Source organism: Streptomyces sp. NPDC034111 (assembly GCF_055575375.1).
The window spans coordinates 119,105-140,768 of the sequence record NZ_JBVIST010000005.1 but is presented as its reverse complement, the minus strand read 5'-3'; the positions used below and the strand labels follow the sequence as shown (position 1 = coordinate 140,768).

Genomic DNA, 21,664 nt, shown 5'->3' with positions numbered 1-21,664 from the left:
CCGCCTCCGTGCACGGCGCACCGCGCACCGCGCACCGCGTCCGCGACTCGTGAATCCGAGGTCCCCATGTCGCCCTCCAGTCCACCGCCGACCACCGGCACCCCCGCGTCCCCCGGCCGCCGCCACACCTTCCGCTCCGTCGCCCCCGTCCTCGCCCTGTGCTGGCTCGCGGTCTTCTTCGACGGGATGGACGTCAACGTCTACGGCGCCGTCATGCCTCATATGCTCGACGACCCCGGCCTCGGCCTCACCCCCGGCGCGGCCGGCACGATCGGCAGCTGGACCACCTTCGGCATGCTGATCGGCGCACTGAGCACCGGCACCCTCACCGACTGGCTGGGCCGCCGCCCGGTCCTGGTCACCAGCGTGCTGCTGTTCTCCGCGGGTTCGGCGGTCTGCGCCCTCGCCGGCTCGGCCGCACCGTTCGGCGCCGGCCGCTTCCTGGCCGGCCTCGGCCTCGGCGGCCTGATGCCGCTCTGTCTGTCGATGGTGATGGAGTTCGCCCCACCGCGCCGGGCCGCGCTCGCCACCGGCCTGCTGATGACCTCGTATCACGCGGGCGGCATGGTCGCGACGGGCCTGGGCCTCACGCTCGCCCCCGCGTACGGCTGGCGCTGGGTCTTCTGGGCCGGGGTGCTGCCCGCCGTCATCGCCGCGCCCCTGCTGCTGCGGCTGCTCCCGGAATCCCCCGGGGTGCTGCTCGCCAAGGGCCGTACCGCGGAGGCCGATGCGGTCGCCGACCGCTACGGCATGGCCCGCCCGGTCCCCGCCGATGCGCCGGCCCGAGGGGCCAAGGGCCGGCTGGACTCCGTCCTCGCCCTCTTCCGCCCCGGCGCCCGCTGGGCCACGCCCCTCCTCTGGCTCGCCTCGTTCTCCGGTCTGCTCCTGGTCTACGGCGTCAGCACCTGGCTGCCGCAGATGATGCGTGCCTCGGGCTACGGCCTGACGTCCTCGGTCAGCTTTCTGCTCATCATCAACGCCGGCGGCATCGTCGGCATGCTGATCGCCGGCCGCACCGCCGACCGCTACGGCCCGGTCAAGGTCTCCGCCCTCTGGTTCCTGCTGACCGCCGCCGGCGCCCTGCTCCTCGGCGCGCAGCTGCCGCTCGCCCTCACCTACGTCGTGGTCGCGGCCACCGGTATCTGGCTCTTCAGCGCCCAGGTGATGGTCTACGCGGCCGCCAACCGCGTCTATCCGGCCGCCGAACGCGCCACCGGACTGGGCTGGGTCACCGGCATCGGCCGCACCGGAGCCGTGGCCGGCCCCTGGCTGGGCGGCACCCTGGCCGCCTCCGGCAACGACCAACTGGGCTTCACCGCCTTCGCCTTGGCCGGTCTGCTCGGCGCCCTCGCCATCGGCCTGGTGCCCCTCGCCCGCCGCATCGGCCGCCCGGCGACGACGGCCACGGCACCGGCGCCGGTCAGCGCCGAGTAGCGTCCGGGGCCGCCGTGTCCGGACACCGGTGATCCGGGCACGGAATGCCGACGACGTGGAGCACGGGTTCGGCCGCGGCGTCGGCACCGGACGGCCCAGGTGTCCCCTCCGCCGCCTCGAACGTGAAGCTCACCCCGTGCTCCCCTGCGGTCAAGGTCAACTGGCTGCCGAAGGTGAGCGGTTCGTACGGCTGCCAGCCGCAGCCCCGGGCCTCCAGGGCCGCTACGACCCGCGCCCGGGTGACCTCCCCGGCGAACCGCCGCATCCCGGACCCGTCCACCGCCGGCAGCTCGACCTCGTCCCGCCAGGTCTGGACGCACACCGAGTCCACGGCCCCGCACCGGCACACCCCCACCTCCAGGTCCCCGAACCCGAAGAGCCTCGGCGGCCGCTGCCCGGGCAGCATCGCGAACGGCTCACCCAGCACGGCCGATACATCGGCCAGCGGTACGCCGCAGCGGGCGGGCCCGTACCGGCCGGTCAGGGCCACCTCGGCGAGGAGACCGGGAAGGCCGGCCGGTTCGGGGAGGCCGGCCGGGACCGTCGCCATGGGCGTCACAGCGCCGGAATCCTGGCGTAGCGGCCCGCCACCCGCAGGTCGGCCTCGATGGCCTCGGCGGCGGTGCGCAGAGCCGGCAGGATCGTTTCGCGGGCCTCTTCGGGGGTGCAACGGCCCGCGTGGGTCGAGACGTTGACGGCGGCGACGACCCGGCCGGTGCGGTCGTGGACGGGGACGGCGAGCGAGCGCAGGCCCTCCTCCAGTTCCTCGTCGACGAGGGCGTAGCCGTCGGTGCGGACCTGCTCCAGGAGGGCGAGGAGCCGTCCGGGGTCGGTCACGGTGTGGCGGGTGAGCGGTGCGAGGTCGGTGTGGGCCAGCCGCGCGGAGAGCTCGGCGGGGTGCAGATCGGCCAGCAGGACGCGGCCCATGGACGTCGGGTACGCGGGGAAGCGGGTGCCCACGGTGATGTTGACGCTCATGATGCGCACGGTGGGGACGCGGGCGACGTACTGGATGTCGTCGCCGGAAAGGACCGCCATCGAGGCGGAGTCATGCACCCGCTCGACCAGCGCGGCAAGGTGCGGCTGGGCGATGGTGGGCAGCGTCAGGCCGGAGAGGTGCGCAAAGCCCAGCTCCAGCACCTTCGGTGTGAGACGGAAGAGCTTGCCGTCGGTGGCGAGGTAGCCGAGGTGTTCCAGCGTGATCAGGGCGCGGCGGGCGGTGGCGCGGGCCAGGCCGGTGGCCTCCGCCACGGCGGTGAGCGGGAGTTCGGCGCGGCCGGCGCCGAATGCGGTGAGGGTGAGCAGGCCCCGGGCCATCGATTCGACGAACTCGGGGCCCAGTTCCTGCTTGGAGGCACGCATCCAGGTGGCGTGCGGGGGGTGCTCAGGGCCGGCGGGCGCGCCGGAGGCGGCGGACGGGCCGTCCTGGGGTGAGCGCAGCGCGTACTCCATCGCCGCGACCGTGTCGCGGAGGCGGGGGAGCACCGCATCGGGCAGCTCGGCCGCGCCGAGCCTGCTGGTGTGGCTGACGACGCTGAGCGCGCAGACCGTGCGTCCGGCGGCGTCCCGGACCGGCGCGGCGACGGCGACCAGGCCCGGTTCGAGGAGCTGGTCGTCGACCGACCAGCCGGCGGTGCGGGCGGCGGCCACCCGTGCCTCGAACGCCGCGGCCGAGGCGTCCGCGTCCTCGTCGGCGCGCCGCGGTGGTACGGCGGGGAAGCCGGCGTCCGTCGGGTCGGCCGCACGGCGTGCCCGCCAGCGCCGCCAGTCCGCCGTGTCCCAGGCGTCCGCGAACAAGGCGCCGGGCGCGCCGCGTTCGGCGGGCAGCAGATCGCCGATGCGGAAGGCCAGGGACATGGCGCGGCGGCGGGTCGCCTGGTGGACGAAGCGCACCCCGTCGCCGTCGGGTACGGCGAGCGAGACCGACTCGTCGAGCTCGTCGGCCAGCCGGTCGGCGAGCGGACCGAGCCGGTCGGGGAGTTCGGACGCGGCGAGGTAGGCGTTGCCGAGCTCCAGCAGCCGCGGTGCCAGCACCGCGTCCCGGCCCTCGGTCCGTACGTATCCGATCCGGGCGAGGGTGCTCAGCACGCGGTCGACGGTGGAGCGGGCCAGGCCGGTGAGACGCACCAGGTCGCCGACCGGCAGCCGGCCGCCGCCGACCGCCAGCTCGTGCAGCACGGACAGGCCGCGCATCAGCGGGCCCACCGCCTCCGGAGGCGGGGCCGGCGAGGAGGGGGCGGTGGGGACGGGGCGAGTCATGGGCCTCTCCATCGTGCGGTGATCTCGTCCGAACCGTACCCGGCGGACCGTTGACAGGGGTCGGGAGCGAGGGTCACACTCAATCTCGATACTGAACTTTAGTTCACTGCGCGAACAGACGGAAGTGGGCCGGCTGGACGCGCGCGAGCTGACGCGAACGAGCTGACACGAACGAGGCAGCACGAGCCGGTACGCCACAGCACGAGCCGGTACGACGCAGTACGACCCGAGGGCGAGGACATGGCCGACATCCGTTCCCTGCACGACGCCGTCGCTGAGCTGATCCATGACGGGGACACCGTGGCGCTGGAGGGCTTCACCCACCTCATCCCGTTCGCGGCGGCGCACGAGATCATCCGCCAGGGCATCAAAGGCCTCACGCTCGCCCGGATGACGCCGGACGTCGTCTACGACCAGCTGATCGGCGCGGGCGTGGCCCGCAAACTGGTCTTCTCCTGGGGCGGCAACCCCGGCGTCGGCTCGCTGCACCGCTTCCGCGACGCCGTCGAGAACGGCTGGCCCGCCCCGCTGGAGCTCGACGAACACAGCCACGCCGGTATGGCCAACCGCTATGCCGCGGGCGCGGCCCGGCTCCCGTTCGCGGTGCTGCGCGGCTACCGCGGCAGCGACATACCCACCCGTACGTCCACGGTCTCCACCGTCATCTGCCCCTTCACCGGCGAGGAGCTGGCCGCCGTCGCCGCCCTCAACCCGGATGTCACGGTCATCCATGCGCAGCAGGCCGACACGGCGGGCAATGTGCAGCTGTGGGGCCTGACGGGGGTGCAGAAGGAGGCGGCGCTCGCCGCCCGGCGCGTCCTGGTCACCGTCGAGGAGGTCGTCGACGGCGCGCTGGAGCCGCGCCCCGGCGGGGTCGTCCTGCCCAGCTGGGCCGTGGACGCGGTCGCGGTCGTCCCCGGTGGCGCGCACCCCTCGTACGCGGCCGGCTATTCGGTCCGCGACAACGCCTTCTACCGGGCGTGGGACGGCATTTCGCGGGACCGGGCGGCGTTCGGGCGGTGGCTGGCGGAGTGCGTACGGGGGGAGGGGCGGGCGGCCGGCCCTGCGGAAGAACTGGCCGGGCGGCGGGTGGCCGATCCGCCGGGGGAACCGGCCGGGCTGCGCGCGACCGATCCGCCGCAGGAACCGTCCGGGGCCGCCGCGCCCGCGCCCGCCGCACCCGCACCCGCCGCCGCACCCGCACCCGCGCCCCCCGCCGTCGCGGCCACCCCGGGCTCCGCCCCGCACTGCACCCCCGACGAGCTCATGGAGGTCAACGCCGCCCGTGCCCTGGCCGGCGCCCGCACCTGCTTCGTCGGCATCGGGCTCCCCAGCACGGCCGCCAACCTCGCCCGCCGTACCGTCAATCCGGACCTGGTGCTGATCTACGAATCCGGCGCCCTCGGCTCCAAACCGACCCGGCTGCCGCTGTCCATCGGGGACGGCGAACTGGCGGACACCGCCGACGCGGTGGTGTCCGTGCCGGAGATGTTCAACTACTGGCTTCAGGGCGGCCGGATCGACGTCGGTTTCCTCGGCGCCGCGCAGGTCGACCGGTTCGCCAACATCAACACCACCGCCGTCCGCCGCGGCCCCGGCAAGCCCGAGGGGCGCCTCCCCGGGGCCGGCGGCGCACCCGAGATCGCCGCCAACTGCGGTCAGGTCCTGATGGTCCTGCGGCACAGCCGGCGCAACTTCGTCGGCGCGCTGGACTTCGTGACCACCCTCGGCCACGGCAGCGGCCCCGGGGACCGCGCGGCGCTCGGGCTGCCCGGCGCCGGTCCGGCCGCGGTCATCACCGACCTCGGCGTACTGCGCCCCGACCCCGGCACTGCGGAGCTGGTACTCACCGAACTCCACCCAGGAGTGACGGTGGATCAGGTACGGGCGGCCACCGGGTGGGACCTCAGGACGGCCGGCCGGCTCGGCGTCACGGCCCCGCCCACCGACCATGAACTGGCCGCGCTGCGCGCCCTGAAGGCCGCGGCCGCCCGGACAACCCCCATACCCCCCACGCCCGTTGGCGCCCGCTCCCGGAAGGACACCGCAGCCCCGTGATCACCGACCGCCCCCGGGACGTCTATGTCGTCGACGCCGTCCGCACCCCGTTCGGCAAGTACGGCGGCGCGCTGTCCGGCGTCCGCCCCGACGACCTCGCCGCCCATGTCGTCAAGGCCCTCGTGGACCGGGCACCAGGCCTGGACCCGGCCAGGATCGACGATGTTCACCTCGGCAACGCCAATGGCGCGGGCGAGGAGAACCGCAATGTGGCCCGGATGGCGGTGCTGCTCGCCGGGCTGCCGGTGACCGTGCCCGGCGTCACCGTCAACCGCCTCTGCGGCTCCGGGATGGAGGCGGTCATCCAGGCCGCCAGGGCCGTCGCGCTCGGCGACGCCTCGGTGGCGGTCGCCGGCGGGGTGGAGTCGATGAGCCGGGCCCCCTGGGTCCTCCCCAAGCCCGAACGGGCCTTTCCTACCGGACCGGGCACCCTGCACTCCACCACCCTCGGCTGGCGGCTGACCAACCCCCGGATGCCCGACGCATGGACCGTCGCGCTGGGGGAGGGCGCGGAGCTGATCGCCGACCGCTACGGCATCACCCGCGCGCAGCAGGACGCCTTTGCGCTGGCCAGCCATGAGAAGGCGGCCCGCGCCTGGAAGGACGGCGCCTTCGACGCGGAGGTGGTGCCGTACGGCGACGACCCGCCGCGCGACGAGGAAGGGCACGGCGGCGCCGTGCGCGACGAGTGCGTCCGCGCCGACACCTCGCTCGATGCCCTGGCCAAGCTGCGGCCGGCCTTCCGTAAGGACGGAGGCACGGTCACCGCCGGCAACTCCTCGCCGCTCAACGACGGTGCCGCGGCCCTGCTCCTGATGGACGAGCGCGGGCTGCGCGCCACCGGATGCGCACCGCTCGCCCGGATCCGCAGCAGCGCGGTCAGCGGCATCGAGCCGCAGCTCTTCGGGCTCGGCCCGGTCGAAGCGGCCGGGCGGGCCCTGGAGAAGGCCGGATGCGGCTTCGACGCGCTGCGCACCGTCGAACTGAACGAGGCGTTCGCCGCCCAGGCCCTCGGCTGTCTGGCCGGCTGGCCCGGTCTCGACCCCGCCCTGGTCAATCCGCACGGCGGCGCCCTCGCCCTCGGCCATCCGCTCGGCGCCTCCGGAGCCCGGATCGTCGGCGCGGTCGCCCACCGGCTGGCGGCGGCCGGCTCCGGCACCGGGCTGGCGACGCTCTGCATCGGCGTGGGGCAGGGCCTGGCCGTCGTACTGGAGCGGTAGCCGCCCGCCCCCCAACCGCCCGACCACCACAGGGAGATGGCAGTCATGACCCTGACCCCACCCACCGCCCCCGTCCCCCCGTTCTGCACACCCGGCGCCCCGCTTCCCGGCCCCCGCCCGATGCCCGCCCTGGCCCCGCTCCCCACCCAGGACGACATCAGCCGCGAGATCGCCGCCCTGCACACCGCCGCCGAACGGGACCGCGCCCAGGGTGCCCCCGCCCCGCCGCACCCCGCGCGGGACTTCGCCCCGTACCGCAGCAGCACTCCCCGCCACCCCCACCGGCCACCGGTCGAGATCGACCACCGGGCCGACCCGGAGGCGGTGGAGCTCAGCGGGCCCGTCTTCGGCGTCACCGACGTCACCGAGCTCGACGCCGACCTCACCCGTCAGCACCCGGGCGAGCCGCTCGGCGAACGCCTCACCGTCACCGGCCGCGTCCTGGACCGCACCGGCCGCCCGGTCCGCGGTCAGCTCGTCGAGATCTGGCAGGCCAACGCCTCCGGCCGGTACGCCCACCAGCGCGACCAGCACCCCGCCCCGCTCGACCCCCACTTCACCGGCGTCGGCCGCTGCCTGACCGATGACGAGGGCCGCTACACGTTCACCACCGTCAAACCCGGCGCCTACCCGTGGCGCAACCACGACAACGCCTGGCGCCCGGCCCATATCCACTTCTCGCTCTTCGGCACGGCCTTCACCCAGCGCCTGATCACCCAGATGTACTTCCCCGGCGACCCGCTCTTCCCGTACGACCCGATCCTCGGCTCGGTCACCGACCCCGCCGCCCGCGCCCGGCTGGTGGCCGCTTACGACCACCAACTGTCGTGCCCCGGACGCTCCCTGGGCTACCGCTGGGACATCGTCCTGGACGGCCCGTCCGCCACCTGGACCGAGGAAGGCCGCTGATGCCCCGCCCCACCACCCGCCCGCAGTCCGACGCGGCGCCGGGCGCCCGGCCCGCCGCACCGCTCGCCCCGACCCCCTCGCAGACCATCGGACCGTTCTACGGCTACGCCCTCCCGTTCCCCGGCGGCGAGCAGATCGCACCGGCCGGCCACCCCGACACGGTCACCATGCACGGCTCGGTACGCGACGGCGCCGGCGCCCCTGTGCCCGACGCACTGCTGGAGTTCTGGCAGGCGGGCCCGGACGGGGGCCTGGCCGGCGCGCCCGGCTCACTGCGCCACGACCCGGCCACCGGCGCGGTGACCGGCCGCAACGGCCTGGACTTCACCGGCTTCGGGCGCGTCCCGACCGACGCCGACGGCCGCTACGTCCTGCGCACCCTGCCCGCCACCGCCCCCGCCGGACGCCCGGACGCCGCGCCCCACCTCGCCGTGTGCGTCTTCGCCCGCGGGCTGCTCCACCACCTCTTCACCCGCATCTACTTCCCCGAGCACGAGACCGCCAACGCCGCCGATCCGCTGCTCGGGCAGCTGCCCGCCGCCCGTGCGCGCACCCTGCTCGCCCGCCCGGACGGCCCCGGCCGGTACCGCTTCGACGTCCAGTTGCAGCAGACGGCGGACGGCACACACGAGGAGACGGTCTTCCTTGCCTTCCACTGACCGGCCGGAGCACCGGACCACCGCACCCGAGCGGCACGAACTGCCGTACGCCGAGGCCGATATGGGGCTGCTCGCGCCCTCCTGGGCCGGCTCCGCCGTGGCCGACACCACCGGCGACGCCGGATATCTGCGCGCCCTGCTCGACGCCGAGGCCGCGCTGACCCGCGCCCAGGCCGCCCTCGGCCTCGCACCGCACTCCGCGGCCGCCACCGTCACCGCGGCGGCCGCCGAAGCCCACGACCACGACCCCCGCGACCTCGCCCGACGCGCCCGCGCGGCCGGCAATCCGGTGGTCCCGCTCGTCGCCGACCTGACCGCCGCGGTCGCCGCCCGCGACCCCGAGGCGGCGGCCCATGTCCACCGGGGCGCCACCAGCCAGGACATCCTCGACACCGCCACCATGCTGGTCTGCGCCCGCGCCCTGGACACCGTCCTCGCGGACCTCGCCCGCACCGCCGAAACGCTGCGCCGTACGGCCGCGCGGCACCGCGACACCCCGATGGCCGGCCGCACCCTGACCCAGCACGCGGTGCCCACCACCTTCGGCCTCAAGGCCGCCGGCTGGCGCAGCCTGGTGCTCGACGCCCACGCACGGCTCACGGCCGTCCGGGCCGCGCTGCCCGCCCAACTGGGCGGCGCGGCCGGCACTCTCGCGGCATTCCACGCGTACGCGGAGGCCGAGGCGGGGACCGGACCCACGCCGCCGGACCTCGGCGTCCGGCTCCTCGCCGCCTACGCCACCGAGACCGGACTCGCCGAACCGGCCCTGCCCTGGCACACCCTGCGCACCCCCCTCGCCGATCTCGCCGGTGCGCTGGCCTTCACCGCGGGCGCCCTCGGCAAGCTCGCGGCCGATGTCCTCACCCTCTCCCGTACCGAGACCGGCGAACTGGCCGAGGGCAGCGGCGGGGGATCCTCCGCCATGCCGCACAAGGCGAACCCGGTGCGCGCCACGCTGATCGCGGCCGCGGCCCGTCAGGTCCCGGCCCTCACCGCGGTGCTGTACGGCTCGCTCGCCGCCGAGGACGAGCGCCCGGCCGGCGCCTGGCACGCCGAATGGCAGCCGCTGCGGGACGCCCTGCGGCTGGTCGGCGGCGCGGCGCGGGACGCCGCCGAGCTGACCGCGGACCTCCGGGTGCATCCGCGGCGCATGCGGCAGAACCTCGACGCGACCGGCGGACTGATCGTCACCGAACGCCTCGTCGCGGCCCTCACCCCCCTGACCGGCCGCGGCGAGGCCCGCAGCATCCTGGACGAGGCGGCCCGGCGCACCGCGCAGGAGGGCATCGGACTGTACGACGCCCTGCGCGCGGAGCTGTACGGGAACGGGGCCGCCGAGCCCGACCGCCCGGCCCTCCCCGACGCCCGCCTCCGCCAACTCCTCGACCCCACCGGGTATATGGGGTCCGCCGGCGCTCTCGTGGACCGCGCGCTGGCACGCCCCGTGCACGACCCGCAGGAGCCACAATGACCCAGCAGCCCGCCGCCCCGAGCGCGCTCGTCCATCACACCGTCGACGGTCCGGCCACCGCCCCGCCCCTCGTCCTGGGCCCCTCCCTCGGCACCTCCCTCGCCGTCTGGGACCCCCAACTCGCCGCACTTGCATCGAAGTTCCGTGTCATCCGCTGGGACCTGCCCGGTCACGGCGGCACCCCGGCCGATGCGGCCACGACCACCGTCCCCGGCCTCGCCCGGCGCGTCCTCGACCTCGCCGACGCCCTCGGCATCGACCGCTTCGGCTACGCCGGGATCTCACTCGGCGGCGCGGTCGGCGCCTGGCTCGCCGCGCACCACCCCGAGCGGATCGCCTCGCTCACCCTGATCTGCTCCTCGGCCCGCTTCGGCGAGCCCACCGCCTGGCACGAACGGGCCGCGCTCGTACGGGAAGCGGGACTCGGACCGGTCGCCGGGACCGCCGCCGGGCGGTGGTTCACCCCTCCCTTCGCCGGCTCCCCGCAGGCCGTGGCCCTGGTCGACGCGCTGCGCCGGACGGTCGCACCCGCGGGCTATGCGGCCTGCTGCGATGCGCTCGCCGACTACGACCTGCGCGGTGACCTGGACCGGATCACCGCCCCCACCCTCGTCGTGGCCGGCCGCGCCGACCCGGCCACCCCGCCCGCCCACTCCCGCGAACTCGCCGACGGCATCGGGGACGCGAGCCTCCTGGAGCTCTCCGGCGCCGCCCACCTCGCGAGCGTCGAACGCCCCGCCGCCGTCCTGGCCGCCCTCCTCGGCCATCTGGCGGCCCACCCGGCCGACGACAGCCCCGGCCCCCCCGTCCCGTAAGCCCAACGGCGGCGTCCCGGCCGCCCACACCGCCTCCGCCCTCGCCGACCGCCTCGCCGGCGGACACCCCGACGACCCGGACGGCCCGCCCCCGCACCCCGCGGAAGGAACCCCACAGTGACCCACCCCCGCCACACCACCGTCGGCATCATCGGCGCCGGACCCGCCGGACTGCTGCTCGCCCGCCTGCTGCACCGCTCCGGCATCGACTGCGTCGTCCTGGAGAGCCGAGACCGCGGCTACGTCGAACGGCGGCAGCGCGCCGGCATCCTCGAACAGGGCACCGTGGACATGCTGCGCGCCTGCGGGGCGGGGGAGCGGATGGACCGCGAGGGCCTGGTCCACGACGGCATCGAGCTGCGCTACGGCCGGCGCGCGCACCGCCTCGACTTCCCGGCGCTGACCGGCGGCCGGCGGGTGATGGTCTACGCCCAGACCGAGGTGGTGAAGGACCTGATCGCCCTCCAGCTCGCCGACGGGCCACCGCTGCTGTTCGGGGCGACGGCCACCGCCGTCGAGGGCGCGGACACCGACCGCCCGCTCATCCGCTACCGGCACGAGACCGGCGAACACACCCTCAGCTGCGACTACGTCGTCGGCTGCGACGGCTACCACGGGGTGGCCCGGCAGGCCGTGCCGGAGGGTGAGCGCCGTACCTACGAGCGCAGTTACCCCTACTCCTGGCTCGGTGTGCTCGCCGAAGTGCCGCCCTCCTGCGACGAGTTGATCTATGCGCACTCCGAGCGCGGCTTCGCCCTCTTCAGCATGCGCTCACCGGCCGTCAGCCGGCTCTACCTCCAGGTCCCCAACGGCACCGACCCGGCCGACTGGCCCGACGCGCTGATCTGGGACGAACTGGAGGCCCGCGCCGCCCTCGACACCCCCTGGAAGCTGGCGCGCGGGCCGATCACCGCCAAGTCGGTCCTCCCCATGCGCAGCTCGGTCACCGAACCGATGCGCTACGGTCGGGTCCTGCTGGCGGGCGACGCGGCGCACATCGTGCCGCCGACCGGCGCCAAGGGCCTCAACCTCGCCGTCGCCGACGTCACCGTCCTGGCCCGCGCCCTCACCCACCTCCACCGGACCGGCTCGACCGCACTGCTCGACACCTACTCCGACACCTGTCTGCGCCGCGTCTGGCGCGCCGAACACTTCTCGTACTTCATGACGACGACGCTGCACCCGGCACCGGACCAGAGCCCGTTCGACACCCGGCTACAACTCGCTCAGCTCGACCGGATCGCCCGCTCCCCGCACGCCGCGGCGGAACTGGCGGAGAACTACACCGGGCTGCCCCTGAAGTGAGGCCGGATCAGCGGTCCCCCCGGTAGCGGACCAGCAGCATCGCCGCGTCGTCGTGCAGCGGCCCGTCGGCATGCTCGACCAGGTCCTCGCGGACCGAGCGCAGCGCGGTCTCCGGGTCGGGGTCCTTGAGATGGGCGGCGCGGTCGTCGAGGGGGTAGAAGCGGCCCGCCGCGTCACGGGCCTCGCTGACCCCGTCGGTGTAGAAGAGCAGCTGGTCGCCGGGGGTGAACGGCACCTGGTAGGGGAGCGGGGTGCCGGCCCCGTTCAGGGTGAGGCCGAGCGGCAGGGCACGCTCGGGCGGCGCGGCGAAGGCGACCGCGCCGTCGGGGCGGACCACCAGCGGGGACGGATGACCGTAGTTGAGCAGCGTCGCGTCCGGACCGTCGCCGATCTCGGCGAGCACCGCCGTGACGAAGCGTTCACCGGACAGATGGCGGTTCAGGGCCCGTTCGACGCGTTCCCCGACGGCCGGCAGATCGGGCTCGTCGTGCGCGGCCTCCCGGAAGGCGCCCAGCACCACCGCCGCGCTCTCCACGGCCTCCAGGCCCTTGCCCTGCACGTCCCCGACGATGATCCGCACCCCGGCCGGCGAGGTCACCACCTCGTACAGATCGCCGCCTATCCGGGCCTCGGCCACCGCCGAGGTGTACGAGACCGCGATCCGCAGCGGACCCGCACTGCGCGGCACCGGGCGCAGCAGCACGCGCTGGGCGACCTCGGCGATCGACCGGACGCTGGCCAGCTCCGCCTCGCGGCGCTGGCGCATCACCGCGGCGACCACCCCGGCCGCGGTCACCCCGGCCACCGACAGCAGCGCGGTCAGCCCGCGGCGGCTGTCGAACAGCCCGTTGTAGACGCCCAGACCGAGGCACAGCACGGCCGCCGCGAGTCCCACCAGCGCGGTCCGCCGCCAGCCGCCGACCAGACCCGCGAACGCGGGCCCCAGGGACACCAGCGGCAGAAACCCCACCCCGGGCCCCGCGGTGAGATCGACGGCACCGACCACGGCCATGACCGTGTAGGGGAGCACGGACAGCACACGGGAGCCGGTGCGGTGCTCCCCGTTCTCCACGGCCAAGAGGTTCTCCGACGGTGTCGTAGGGGGCTACAGGATCCAGGGGGCGGTCGGCCGTCGGAGTGTCCGAAAACGGCCCCCCGGCCCCCCGGCTGAGCATATGCAACATATGCCGTACCGAAATACCTCGAATGGGCCTGTTACCGAATCGCAGTGGCTACGGTGATCCAGCGGTCACAGAGCCGCCGGATCTTACGGAGCCATGACGCGACGGTCGTGGCGCGCGCCGGAACGCCCTCCCGCGCCTAGCGTGACCAGCATGCGAGTACTGGTCACCGGCGGCGCCGGTTTCATCGGATCGCAGGTCGTCGAGGCGCTGCACACACGCGGCCATGAACCCGTCGTGCTCGACGCCCTGCTGCCCTCGGCCCACCGGGAGCCCCCGCCGCCGCGCCCGGAGGAGCGCCGGATCGTCGCCGACGTACGGGACCGGGCCGCCGTCGACGAGGCCCTCACCGGTGTCGACGCGGTCTGCCACCAGGCGGCGATGGTGGGCCTGGGCAAGGACTTCGCGGACGCCCCCGACTACGTCGGCTGCAACGACCTGGGCACCGCCGTCCTGCTGGCCGCGATGGCCGCGGCCGGTGTGCGCAAGCTGGTGCTCGCCGGATCGATGGTGGTCTACGGAGAAGGGCGCTACACCTGTCCCGGCCACGGCGTGGTGCGGCCGGGCCCACGGGCGGTCGCCGCACTGGACGGCGGACGGTTCGAGCCCCGCTGTCCGCACTGCGGCGCGGAGTTGCGGCCGGGCCTGGTCGGCGAGGACGCGCCCACCGACCCGCGCAATGTGTACGCGGCCACCAAACTGGCCCAGGAACATCTGGCCGCCTCCTGGGCACGGTCGGTCGGCGGCCACGCCGTGGTGCTGCGCTACCACAACGTCTACGGCCCCGGCATGCCGCGCGACACCCCGTACGCGGGCGTGGCCTCGTACTTCCGCTCCGCGCTGGCCCGCGGCGAGGCCCCGACCGTCTACGAGGACGGCGGCCAGCGGCGGGACTTCGTCCACGTCCGCGATATCGCGGCGGCCAACGCGGTGGCGCTGGAGTCCCTGCCGGACCGGGCCGCGGGCACCCTGACCGCGTACAACACCGGCAGCGGACAGCCGCACACCGTCGGCGAGATGGCGCGCACCCTGGCCGAGGCGTACGGCGGGCCGGCGCCGGTGGTGACGGGGGAGTACCGGCTCGGCGACGTACGGCACATCACCGCGTCCTCCCAGCGGATCGCCGACGAACTCGGCTGGCGGGCCCGGACCGGATTCGCCGAAGGCATGGCCGAGTTCGCACGGGAAGGGATGCGGGCACCGGCGTCCACGCCCGCCCCCGGAGTGACCGGCGCCCAGCCCCGCCCCTCCCGCCCCGCACCGGTCGACGTCGTACTGCCCTGTCTGGACGAGGCCGCCGCGCTGCCCTGGGTACTGGCGCGCATCCCGGAGGGCTGGCGGGCGATCGTCGTGGACAACGGCTCCACCGACGGCTCGGCCGAACTCGCCCGCGAACTCGGCGCCACCGTCGTCCACGAACCACGCCGCGGCTTCGGCGCCGCCTGCCACGCCGGACTGCTGGCCGCCGAGGCGGACATCGTCTGCTTCTGCGACTGCGACGCCTCGCTCGACCCGGCGCTGCTCACCCCGTTCGTCCACGCCGTCCGCGACGGCCAGAGCGATCTGGTGCTGGGCCGCCGGCTCCCCCAGGGCCGCGGCGCCTGGCCCCCGCACGCCCGCGCCGGCAACCTCGCCCTGGCCCGGATGCTGCGGCGGCGCACCGGGCTGCGGCTGCACGACCTCGGCCCGCTGCGCGCCGCCCGGCGCACCGCACTGCTCGGACTCGGCCTCACCGACCGCCGCAGCGGCTACCCGCTGGAGATGGTCGTCCGGGCCGCCGACGCCGGCTGGCGCATCGAGGAACGTGCGGTGCCCTACCGGCCGCGCGCCGGCCGCTCGAAGGTCACCGGCACCTGGCGCGGCACCTGGCACGCGGTCCGCGATATGCGCACCGTCCTCAACCAGCCGCCGCTGCCGCCCCGTACGCAGGAGACGACGCCCCGATGACCGAGCCCGCAGCACGCCGGGAGCGAGAGCGGCCCGGGCCGACCACGGTCCTGGTCATCGCCAAGGAACCGCTGCCCGGCCGGGTCAAGACCCGGCTCACCCCGCCCTACACCCCCCACCAAGCCGCCCAGTTGGCCGAGGCCGCGCTGCACGACACCCTCCAGGCCGTCCGCGCCATGCCCGCCCGGCGACGGGTCGTGGTCCTCGACGGCCGGCCGGGCAGCTGGCTGCCGGCCGGCTTCGAGATCCGGGCGCAGTGCGCCGGCGGCCTCGACGAGCGGCTTGCCGCGGCCTTCGCCGACAGCACCGGACCGACCCTCCTCATCGGCATGGACACCCCGCAGATCACCCCCCAACTCCTCGCCCCCGCACTGGAGTCCGGCGCCTGGAACGGCTGTGACGCCTGGTTCGGTGCGGCCGAGGACGGCGGATTCTGGGCGCTCGGCCTGGCCGCCCCCGACCCCCGGCTGCTACGGGGCGTCCCCATGTCCACCGACCGCACCGGGGCCGTCCAGCGCGCCCGGCTGACCGCCGCCGGACTCCGGGTGCGCGAACTGCCGCCGCTGTGCGACGTCGACACCGCGGACGACGCCGAACGGGTCGCGGCCGCCGCGCCCGCCGGACGGTTCGCCGCCACCCTCGCCCGGCTCAGGCGGGCCGACCGCCGATGAACACCACCACACCGCCCACCGCCACCGCCTGGGGCGCCGACCCGTACGCCGATGCGCTGCGCAGCGGCCGCGGCCCGCTCTTCCTGCGCCGCAGCGACGGCTGGCTGCTGCCCCTCGACGTCGAGCGCTGGTGCGCCGGGGCGGACGCCGCCGACCGCTCCGCGCTGCGCCGTTGCGAGGGCGCCGTCCTCGACATCGGCTGCGGCCCCGGACGGCTGGTCGCCGCGCTCACCGCACAGGGCCGGCGGGCGCTCGGCATAGACGTCAGCCCGGCCGCGGTGGCCCGCACCACCGCACTCGGCGGCGCCGCACTGCACCGCTCGGTCTTCGAACCCCTTCCGGAAGAGGGGAGTTGGGGCACCGCGCTGCTGCTCGACGGCAACATCGGCATCGGCGGCGACCCGCGCGCCTTGCTCGCCCGGACCGCCGAACTGGTCCGCCGGGCCGGACTGCTCATCGTGGAGACCACCCCCGCCGACCTCGACGAACGCGTCCAGGTCCGGGTCGACGGCGGCTACCCCGCCCGCCACGACGCACCCCGCGTACCGGGCGAACTCTTCCCCTGGGCCCGGGTCGGCACCCGCGCGCTGCTGCGGTACGCGGACGCCACCGGCTGGACGCCGGCCGAGCAATGGACCGTCACCGGCCCGGCCGGTCAGTCGCCGGGCGCGGACCGCTGCTTCGTCTCCCTGCGCCCGCGTCCCGCCGTCCCGGCCCGCCGCGGCTGAACCGTACGGCACAGCAGCCACCCGGCGGACACCGCGAACAGCCCGGCGGTGACCAGCAGCCAGCGGGTCAGGAACACCCCGGCGGGCAGCCCCGTCGCCGCCTCGTAATGCGCCGCCGAACCGCTCCCCGGCGAGCTCGCGATCAGCGGGAACCACACCAGCAGCAACAGCCCCGACAACGCCGCGGGGACCCGGACATACCCGGTCCAGGCCCGCTGCCGGGCACTCCCCGCCGTGTAACGGGCCAGCGCGCGGTCGGCGAACGCGTACAGCGGCAGCAGCACCAGATCGTGCAGCAGCGCCGCCCCCACGAACCAGACGACCACCAGCGGCCACTGCCCGCCGGCCAGCAGCCGCACCCCCGCATAGCCGGTGAGCGCGAACGAGGCGAGCATCAGCAGCAGATGCAAAGAACCCTCGCCGTACCAGTGGCGACGGGACAGCACCCGCCACACCCGGCCCGCCCCGGCCCGCCACCTCCCGCTGCCGCGCATCCTCACCACTCCCCGAACGTCAGCCGCACAACCCACTTGGTGTTGAGCACCCCGGGCGCCCCGGGGACGATGATCCGCGCCGGATAGCCGTGGTCCAGCGACAGCTCCGCACCGCCCACCCGCAGCGCCAGCAACGACCGCGGATCGCGCACCTGGTTGTCGCGCAGCGCGGCCCGCCGGAACGCGCCGTGCAGCTGCAACGACTCCACCAGCACACCGGGCGGCCGGTCCCCGAACCCCACCAGCGCCGCCAGGTCCCGCAGCCGTACCCCGCCCCACTGCTGATCGTCCGTCGACCAGCCCTCCACACAGGCGATCGGCAGCGCCGAGGTGTGCTGCGGCAGTCGCAGCAGCTCGGCGCGACCGAGCCGCACCCGGCGCCCGCCACCCTCGACCGTCAGCCGCCAGTCGTCGCCGGTGTCCCGGGTCCGGATCCCGACGGCCGCGGCCGACTTGTTGATCTGGAAGCCGTTCGGCCCGGTGCCCGGATCGCGGCCACCGTGCGGCGCCAGCACGGCGGTACGCCGCCACCACCCGCCGATGCTCTGCCCGGCACTCGTCGCGACCAGCAGCAGCGATCCGGCGCCGACCAGCAACAGCGCACCCCGCCGGGTCACCGTCGGCGCGGCAGGACGGGCGGCGACCAGCCCGGTGTCATCGGCCTCCGCCACCGGATCCGCCCGCTCCCGCAGCGCCCGTACGGCCCGCGGCACCCGCAGCACCACATGGGCGACGAACGCGCCGATGAACACCCAGGCACCGTAGAAATGCAGCGGATAGAACGAGCCCGGGAAGACGTACTCCAGCTGGATGTTCAGGATGCCGGTGACGAACTCGAAGAGCGCCCCGCCGACCAGCAACAGCAACGAGACCCGCTCCAGCGCATGCCCGACCGACCGGGCCGGCGGCAGGGTGAACAGCTTCGGGATCACCGACCACAGCTTCGCCAGCAGAATCGGCACCAGCGCCAGGCCGACGGTGACATGCAGACCCTGCGTGACCCGGTAGAGCCAGTACGGTCCGGTCGGCCAGCTGAACAGATAGAAGCCGAGCAGCCCCTTGCCGGGCGTCTTGTCGTTGACGCCACCGGCCAGATCCGGGTTGTACGCGGCGTACGACAGCAGGCCGGTGACGAACAGCAGCGTGATGCCGGCCAGCAGGACCACGCCGAGCACCGCGGTCAGCCGGGGACCGCGCAGCGGGCTGCGCCAGAACGACGGCGAGGTCGGGGGAGTGAGGTGACGGGCATTCATGCCGCGACGGTATGCCGCATCCGGTGCGCCGAGGGGGCTACGACCGATGACGAAAGTCTGACGTCAGCGGATCGGCGGCGCCGTACCGCCCGTCCGGCCCCCTAGCGTGCCGGTGTGACCTCGCGACCGACCTCCGACGCACCCGCCGGTGCGCACACGCCCGCGCCGCCCGAGGACCGCGCGGTGCGCCGCGCCGATCTGCTGGCCGCCGCGGCCGGCGCGCTGCTCGTCGCGGCTGCCGCGGTCATCGGCACCGTCATCGAGCACGCCAGCGGCAGCCTGCGCGTCAACTGGCCGCCGCTGTACGCCTCATGGTTCCCGCATCTGGGGCCCGGCACCCCCGCCGCCCTCGCGGTCGCCGGCCTCGTCCTCGCCTACGGACCACCGCTCGCGGCCCGGCTGCCCTGGCGTGCACTGGTCCTCACCGCCTGGGCCGCCACCCTGGCCTGGACCTGGTCGCTCGCCCTGATCGACGGCTGGCAGACCGGTATCGCCCGCCGCCTCACCACCGAGTACGAGTACCTGACCGTCATCCGCCGCTTCGACGCGCTCGGCCCGACACTGCGCGACTTCACCCACCACATCCTCAACAACGCGCCGGACCCCTGGCCCGCCCATGTCGCCGGACACCCCCCGGCCGCGGTGCTCACCTTCGTCGGCCTGGACCGCCTCGGCCTGGGCGGCGGCGCCTGGGCCGGCGTCTGGTGCCTCACCGCCGGCACCTCCGCCGTGGCCGCCGTCCTCATCACGCTACGGGCCCTCACCGATGAGCGCATCGCCCGCCGGGCCGCCCCGTTCCTCGTCCTGGCCCCGGCCGCCGTGTGGGTCGGCACCTCGGCCGACGGCTACTTCGCCGCGGTCGCCGCCTGGGCCCTCGCCCTGCTCGCCCTCGCCGCCACCCGTCGCACTCGGCACCCCACGGCCACCGCCCTGGCCGCCGGCCTCCTCCTCGGCCTGACCTGCTACCTCTCCTACGGCCTCACCCTGATCGCGGTGATCGCCGCGGCGATGCTGCTGCTCACCAGGAACGCCCGCCCGCTGCCCCTCCTGGCGACCGGGGCGGCAGCGGTCGCCGCCGCCTTCACCCTCGCCGGATTCAACTGGTGGGAGGGCTACCGGCTGCTGGTCGAGCGCTACTACCAGGGCGCCGCGGGGGTCCGCCCGTACGCGTACTGGGTCTGGGGCAATCTCGCCTGCACCGTGCTGATCACCGGCCTGGCCACGGTCGCCGGGCTGCGCCACACCCTCGCGGCGGCCCCCGCCGCCCTACGGCAGCTGCGTCCCACCGCCGGCCCGGTCCGCACCCCCGCCGGCCGGCTGACCGTCCTCGTCCTGTCCGCGCTGCTCGCCCTGCTGCTCGCCGACCTCTCCGGGATGAGCAAGGCCGAGACCGAACGCATCTGGCTGCCCTTCGCCGTCTGGCTGCCGGCAGCCTGCGCCCTGCTGCCCGCGGCCCGCCACCGCCACTGGCTGGCGGCGCAGGCCGCACTGGCGCTGCTCGTCAACCACCTGCTCTACACCGGGTGGTGAGGGCGCCCGGCAAGGGTTCGGGGCGTCAGGGCAGGTACGTATGGGCCGACTTCACCCGCCCGGGGCGCAGGATCCGGATCGGGCCACGGTTGCAGGACGGGCAGTCTGCACGGGTCAGCGGGGAGGGGACCCGGACACCGTGGGTGAAGTAGTTGGCGCGCCGATGGCCGCCCAGGTCCGTGGTGTGCCGGATCTCGTACTCCTCCTCCCATCCGTGTCCGCAGTGCAGACAGACGAACGCATACGCCTCGTGAACCGTCTCGGTGTCCCGTTCCATGGTCACCACGCCCTCTCCCCGGCCCCGCCGCGTGCCCACCGGGCCGGATGCATACCGCACCTCCCATTATTGCGCCGGGCAAACGCAAGCGCGGGTGCAGATTTCGCGGCAGGCGAGGACCGGACGTCGCCCAGCGCCGGGGGCAGTACCGGGGCCAGTACCAAGGTCAGCGCCGGGGGCAGTGCCGGGGCCTGCACCGGGGTCAGCTCCGGGGTCAGCGCCGGGCCTGTTCCAGCGCCTCGTACACCGCCGTGACCAGCCCGCCGTTGCGCGGATCGTCGCCGGTCGTGCCTCCGCCGTACTTGTTCATGGTGTACGCGTACGACAGCCGGTTCTCCGGGTCCGCGAAGGCGTACGAGCCGCCCGCCCCGCCATGCCCGAAGGCCCGCGGGTTGGGCCCCGCCTGCCCCCGGTGGTTGAGCATGTAGCCAAGGCCCCAGCGCAGGGAGACGCCCCCCGGGGCGAGCGCGTCGATGGTCAGATCCGGCTCGCCGGGCAGGCTCTGGGACCGCCGCATCGCCTCCAGGGTGGCCGCCCCGACGAGCCGGCCGCCCGCCAGCGCGCCGTACACCGTCGCCAGTCCGTGCGCGGAGGCGTGTGCATTGCCCGCCGGGATCTCGGCCGTACGGTAGGCGGCGCTGTTGACGTCGCCGGTGGGGATGGACGTCAGCGCCAGCATCAGCACGGCCAGCGGATGATCGGCGATCGACCGGAACGGCGGCTTCGGCGCACCGGGGAACTGCTCGGCGAGCCGCGCCTCGTCCAGCTGCCCGACCATGTCCGCGCAGGCCGCATGCTCCTCGACGGGCGTCCCGATGAACACCCGGGCACCCAGCGGCCCGGTGATCTCGCTGCGCAGGAACGCCCCCAGGGACTGCCCGGTGATCCGCCGTACGACCTCGCCGACGAGGTAGCCGAAGGTCACCGCGTGGTAGCCCTGTGCGGTGCCCGGCTCCCACCACGGCTCGGTGGCCGCCAGCACGGCGCAGACCGCGTCCCAGTCGTAGGCGCACCCGGCCGGCAGCGGCTCCCGGGGCGCAATCAGTCCGGCACGATGGCTGAGCAGCCAGCGCACCGGTATGTCCCGCTTGCCGGCCTGGGCGAACTCCGGCCAGTAGCGCGCGACCGGTGCATCGAGGTCCAACTCACCCCGGTCCACCAGGAGATGGGCACACAGCGCGGTCATCCCCTTGGACGTCGAGTAGACATTGACGAGCGTGTCACGATCCCAGCCCCGGCTGCGGTCCGCATCCACGTGCCCGCCCCACAGGTCGACCACCGCCTCGCCGTCCACGGTCACGCTGACGGCCGCGCCGACATCACCGTGCTCACTGAAGTTCCGCTCGAACGCCTCCCGTACGCCCGCAAAGCCCGGTGCGCAGTGGCCGCTGACGGTGGCTGGTCCCACGGTGGCTCTCCTCGCATCGTCCCTGTGCGGTCGTCCCGTACGTCG

General features: G+C 74.9%; 19 protein-coding genes and 2 pseudogenes. 14 read left to right on the top strand and 7 right to left on the bottom strand.

Annotation, left to right across the window (positions count from 1 at the left end; translation table 11 throughout):
- Positions 1–66 precede the first annotated feature (66 nt).
- Complete coding sequence (locus tag ACZ55A_RS15100; RefSeq protein ID WP_468839466.1) at positions 67–1,434, top strand: MFS transporter; 1,368 nt, start codon at positions 67–69, stop codon at positions 1,432–1,434.
- On the opposite strand, the gene ACZ55A_RS15095 is transcribed toward ACZ55A_RS15100, so the two are convergent.
- Both ACZ55A_RS15095 and ACZ55A_RS15090 read right to left on the bottom strand, forming a co-directional pair.
- Positions 1,421–1,993, bottom strand: coding sequence for a hypothetical protein (locus tag ACZ55A_RS15095; protein ID WP_468839464.1), 573 nt, complete (start codon positions 1,991–1,993; stop codon positions 1,421–1,423). The genes ACZ55A_RS15100 and ACZ55A_RS15095 overlap by 14 nt on opposite strands.
- The gene (locus tag ACZ55A_RS15090; RefSeq protein ID WP_468839461.1) at positions 1,990–3,693 is read right to left on the bottom strand and encodes an IclR family transcriptional regulator domain-containing protein; all 1,704 of its coding nucleotides are present in this window, start codon (positions 3,691–3,693) and stop codon (positions 1,990–1,992) included. The genes ACZ55A_RS15095 and ACZ55A_RS15090 overlap by 4 nt, the downstream gene beginning before the upstream one ends.
- Before the next feature lie 240 nt (positions 3,694–3,933).
- Between ACZ55A_RS15090 and ACZ55A_RS15085 the strand changes: the two are divergent.
- The 8 genes and pseudogenes from ACZ55A_RS15085 to ACZ55A_RS15050 form a co-directional block, all read left to right on the top strand.
- A pseudogene (locus tag ACZ55A_RS15085) lies at positions 3,934–4,737 on the top strand (CoA transferase subunit A); the annotation flags it as partial.
- A gap of 222 nt (positions 4,738–4,959) precedes the next feature.
- A complete protein-coding gene (locus ACZ55A_RS15080; RefSeq protein WP_468840106.1) occupies positions 4,960–5,751 on the top strand; it encodes a CoA-transferase subunit beta in 792 nt (263 codons plus the stop codon).
- Positions 5,751–6,971 (top strand): thiolase family protein, encoded by a 1,221-nt coding sequence (locus tag ACZ55A_RS15075; protein WP_468840103.1) that lies wholly within the window; start codon positions 5,751–5,753, stop codon positions 6,969–6,971. The genes ACZ55A_RS15080 and ACZ55A_RS15075 overlap by 1 nt, the downstream gene beginning before the upstream one ends.
- A 120-nt stretch (positions 6,972–7,091) precedes the next feature.
- Positions 7,092–7,880: a protocatechuate 3,4-dioxygenase subunit beta gene (gene pcaH / locus ACZ55A_RS15070; protein ID WP_468840100.1), complete on the top strand. Its 789-nt coding sequence runs from the start codon at positions 7,092–7,094 to the stop codon at positions 7,878–7,880.
- A complete protein-coding gene (pcaG, locus tag ACZ55A_RS15065; protein WP_468839458.1) occupies positions 7,880–8,539 on the top strand; it encodes a protocatechuate 3,4-dioxygenase subunit alpha in 660 nt (219 codons plus the stop codon). The genes pcaH and pcaG overlap by 1 nt, the downstream gene beginning before the upstream one ends.
- A gap of 61 nt (positions 8,540–8,600) precedes the next feature.
- Positions 8,601–10,010 (top strand): 3-carboxy-cis,cis-muconate cycloisomerase, encoded by a 1,410-nt coding sequence (pcaB, locus tag ACZ55A_RS15060; RefSeq protein WP_468840097.1) that lies wholly within the window; start codon positions 8,601–8,603, stop codon positions 10,008–10,010.
- Complete coding sequence (gene pcaD, locus ACZ55A_RS15055; RefSeq protein ID WP_468839456.1) at positions 10,007–10,825, top strand: 3-oxoadipate enol-lactonase; 819 nt, start codon at positions 10,007–10,009, stop codon at positions 10,823–10,825. Before pcaB ends, pcaD begins: the two co-directional genes overlap by 4 nt.
- Positions 10,826–10,942: 117 nt before the next feature.
- The gene (locus tag ACZ55A_RS15050; protein ID WP_468839453.1) at positions 10,943–12,130 is read left to right on the top strand and encodes a 4-hydroxybenzoate 3-monooxygenase; all 1,188 of its coding nucleotides are present in this window, start codon (positions 10,943–10,945) and stop codon (positions 12,128–12,130) included.
- A 7-nt stretch (positions 12,131–12,137) separates the two neighbouring features.
- On the opposite strand, the gene ACZ55A_RS15045 is transcribed toward ACZ55A_RS15050, so the two are convergent.
- The gene (locus tag ACZ55A_RS15045) at positions 12,138–13,142 is read right to left on the bottom strand and encodes a PP2C family protein-serine/threonine phosphatase (protein ID WP_468840094.1); all 1,005 of its coding nucleotides are present in this window, start codon (positions 13,140–13,142) and stop codon (positions 12,138–12,140) included.
- Positions 13,143–13,464: 322 nt separating this feature from the next.
- Between ACZ55A_RS15045 and ACZ55A_RS15040 the strand changes: the two are divergent.
- The 4 genes and pseudogenes from ACZ55A_RS15040 to ACZ55A_RS15025 all read left to right on the top strand — a co-directional run.
- Positions 13,465–14,517, top strand: a pseudogene (locus tag ACZ55A_RS15040) (NAD-dependent epimerase/dehydratase family protein); the annotation flags it as partial.
- Positions 14,503–15,258, top strand: coding sequence for a glycosyltransferase family 2 protein (locus ACZ55A_RS15035; protein ID WP_468840091.1), 756 nt, complete (start codon positions 14,503–14,505; stop codon positions 15,256–15,258). The pseudogene ACZ55A_RS15040 and the gene ACZ55A_RS15035, both read left to right, overlap by 15 nt.
- The gene (locus ACZ55A_RS15030; RefSeq protein ID WP_468839451.1) at positions 15,255–15,929 is read left to right on the top strand and encodes a TIGR04282 family arsenosugar biosynthesis glycosyltransferase; all 675 of its coding nucleotides are present in this window, start codon (positions 15,255–15,257) and stop codon (positions 15,927–15,929) included. Before ACZ55A_RS15035 ends, ACZ55A_RS15030 begins: the two co-directional genes overlap by 4 nt.
- Positions 15,926–16,657: a class I SAM-dependent methyltransferase gene (locus ACZ55A_RS15025; RefSeq protein WP_468839448.1), complete on the top strand. Its 732-nt coding sequence runs from the start codon at positions 15,926–15,928 to the stop codon at positions 16,655–16,657. Before ACZ55A_RS15030 ends, ACZ55A_RS15025 begins: the two co-directional genes overlap by 4 nt.
- Here ACZ55A_RS15025 and ACZ55A_RS15020 read toward each other — a convergent pair.
- Both ACZ55A_RS15020 and ACZ55A_RS15015 read right to left on the bottom strand, forming a co-directional pair.
- Complete coding sequence (locus ACZ55A_RS15020; protein ID WP_468839445.1) at positions 16,585–17,151, bottom strand: hypothetical protein; 567 nt, start codon at positions 17,149–17,151, stop codon at positions 16,585–16,587. The genes ACZ55A_RS15025 and ACZ55A_RS15020 overlap by 73 nt on opposite strands.
- Positions 17,152–17,153: 2 nt before the next feature.
- The gene (locus tag ACZ55A_RS15015) at positions 17,154–18,404 is read right to left on the bottom strand and encodes a molybdopterin-dependent oxidoreductase (RefSeq protein ID WP_468839442.1); all 1,251 of its coding nucleotides are present in this window, start codon (positions 18,402–18,404) and stop codon (positions 17,154–17,156) included.
- 114 nt (positions 18,405–18,518) lie between these two features.
- Here ACZ55A_RS15015 and ACZ55A_RS15010 point away from each other — a divergent pair, with 114 nt between their 5' ends.
- Positions 18,519–19,934, top strand: a complete 1,416-nt coding sequence (locus tag ACZ55A_RS15010) for a hypothetical protein (protein ID WP_468839439.1) — start codon at positions 18,519–18,521, stop codon at positions 19,932–19,934.
- A gap of 25 nt (positions 19,935–19,959) precedes the next feature.
- On the opposite strand, the gene ACZ55A_RS15005 is transcribed toward ACZ55A_RS15010, so the two are convergent.
- The gene (locus tag ACZ55A_RS15005; protein ID WP_468840088.1) at positions 19,960–20,211 is read right to left on the bottom strand and encodes a hypothetical protein; all 252 of its coding nucleotides are present in this window, start codon (positions 20,209–20,211) and stop codon (positions 19,960–19,962) included.
- A 214-nt stretch (positions 20,212–20,425) separates the two neighbouring features.
- A complete protein-coding gene (locus ACZ55A_RS15000) occupies positions 20,426–21,619 on the bottom strand; it encodes a serine hydrolase domain-containing protein (protein WP_468839437.1) in 1,194 nt (397 codons plus the stop codon).
- Positions 21,620–21,664: the final 45 nt, after the last annotated feature.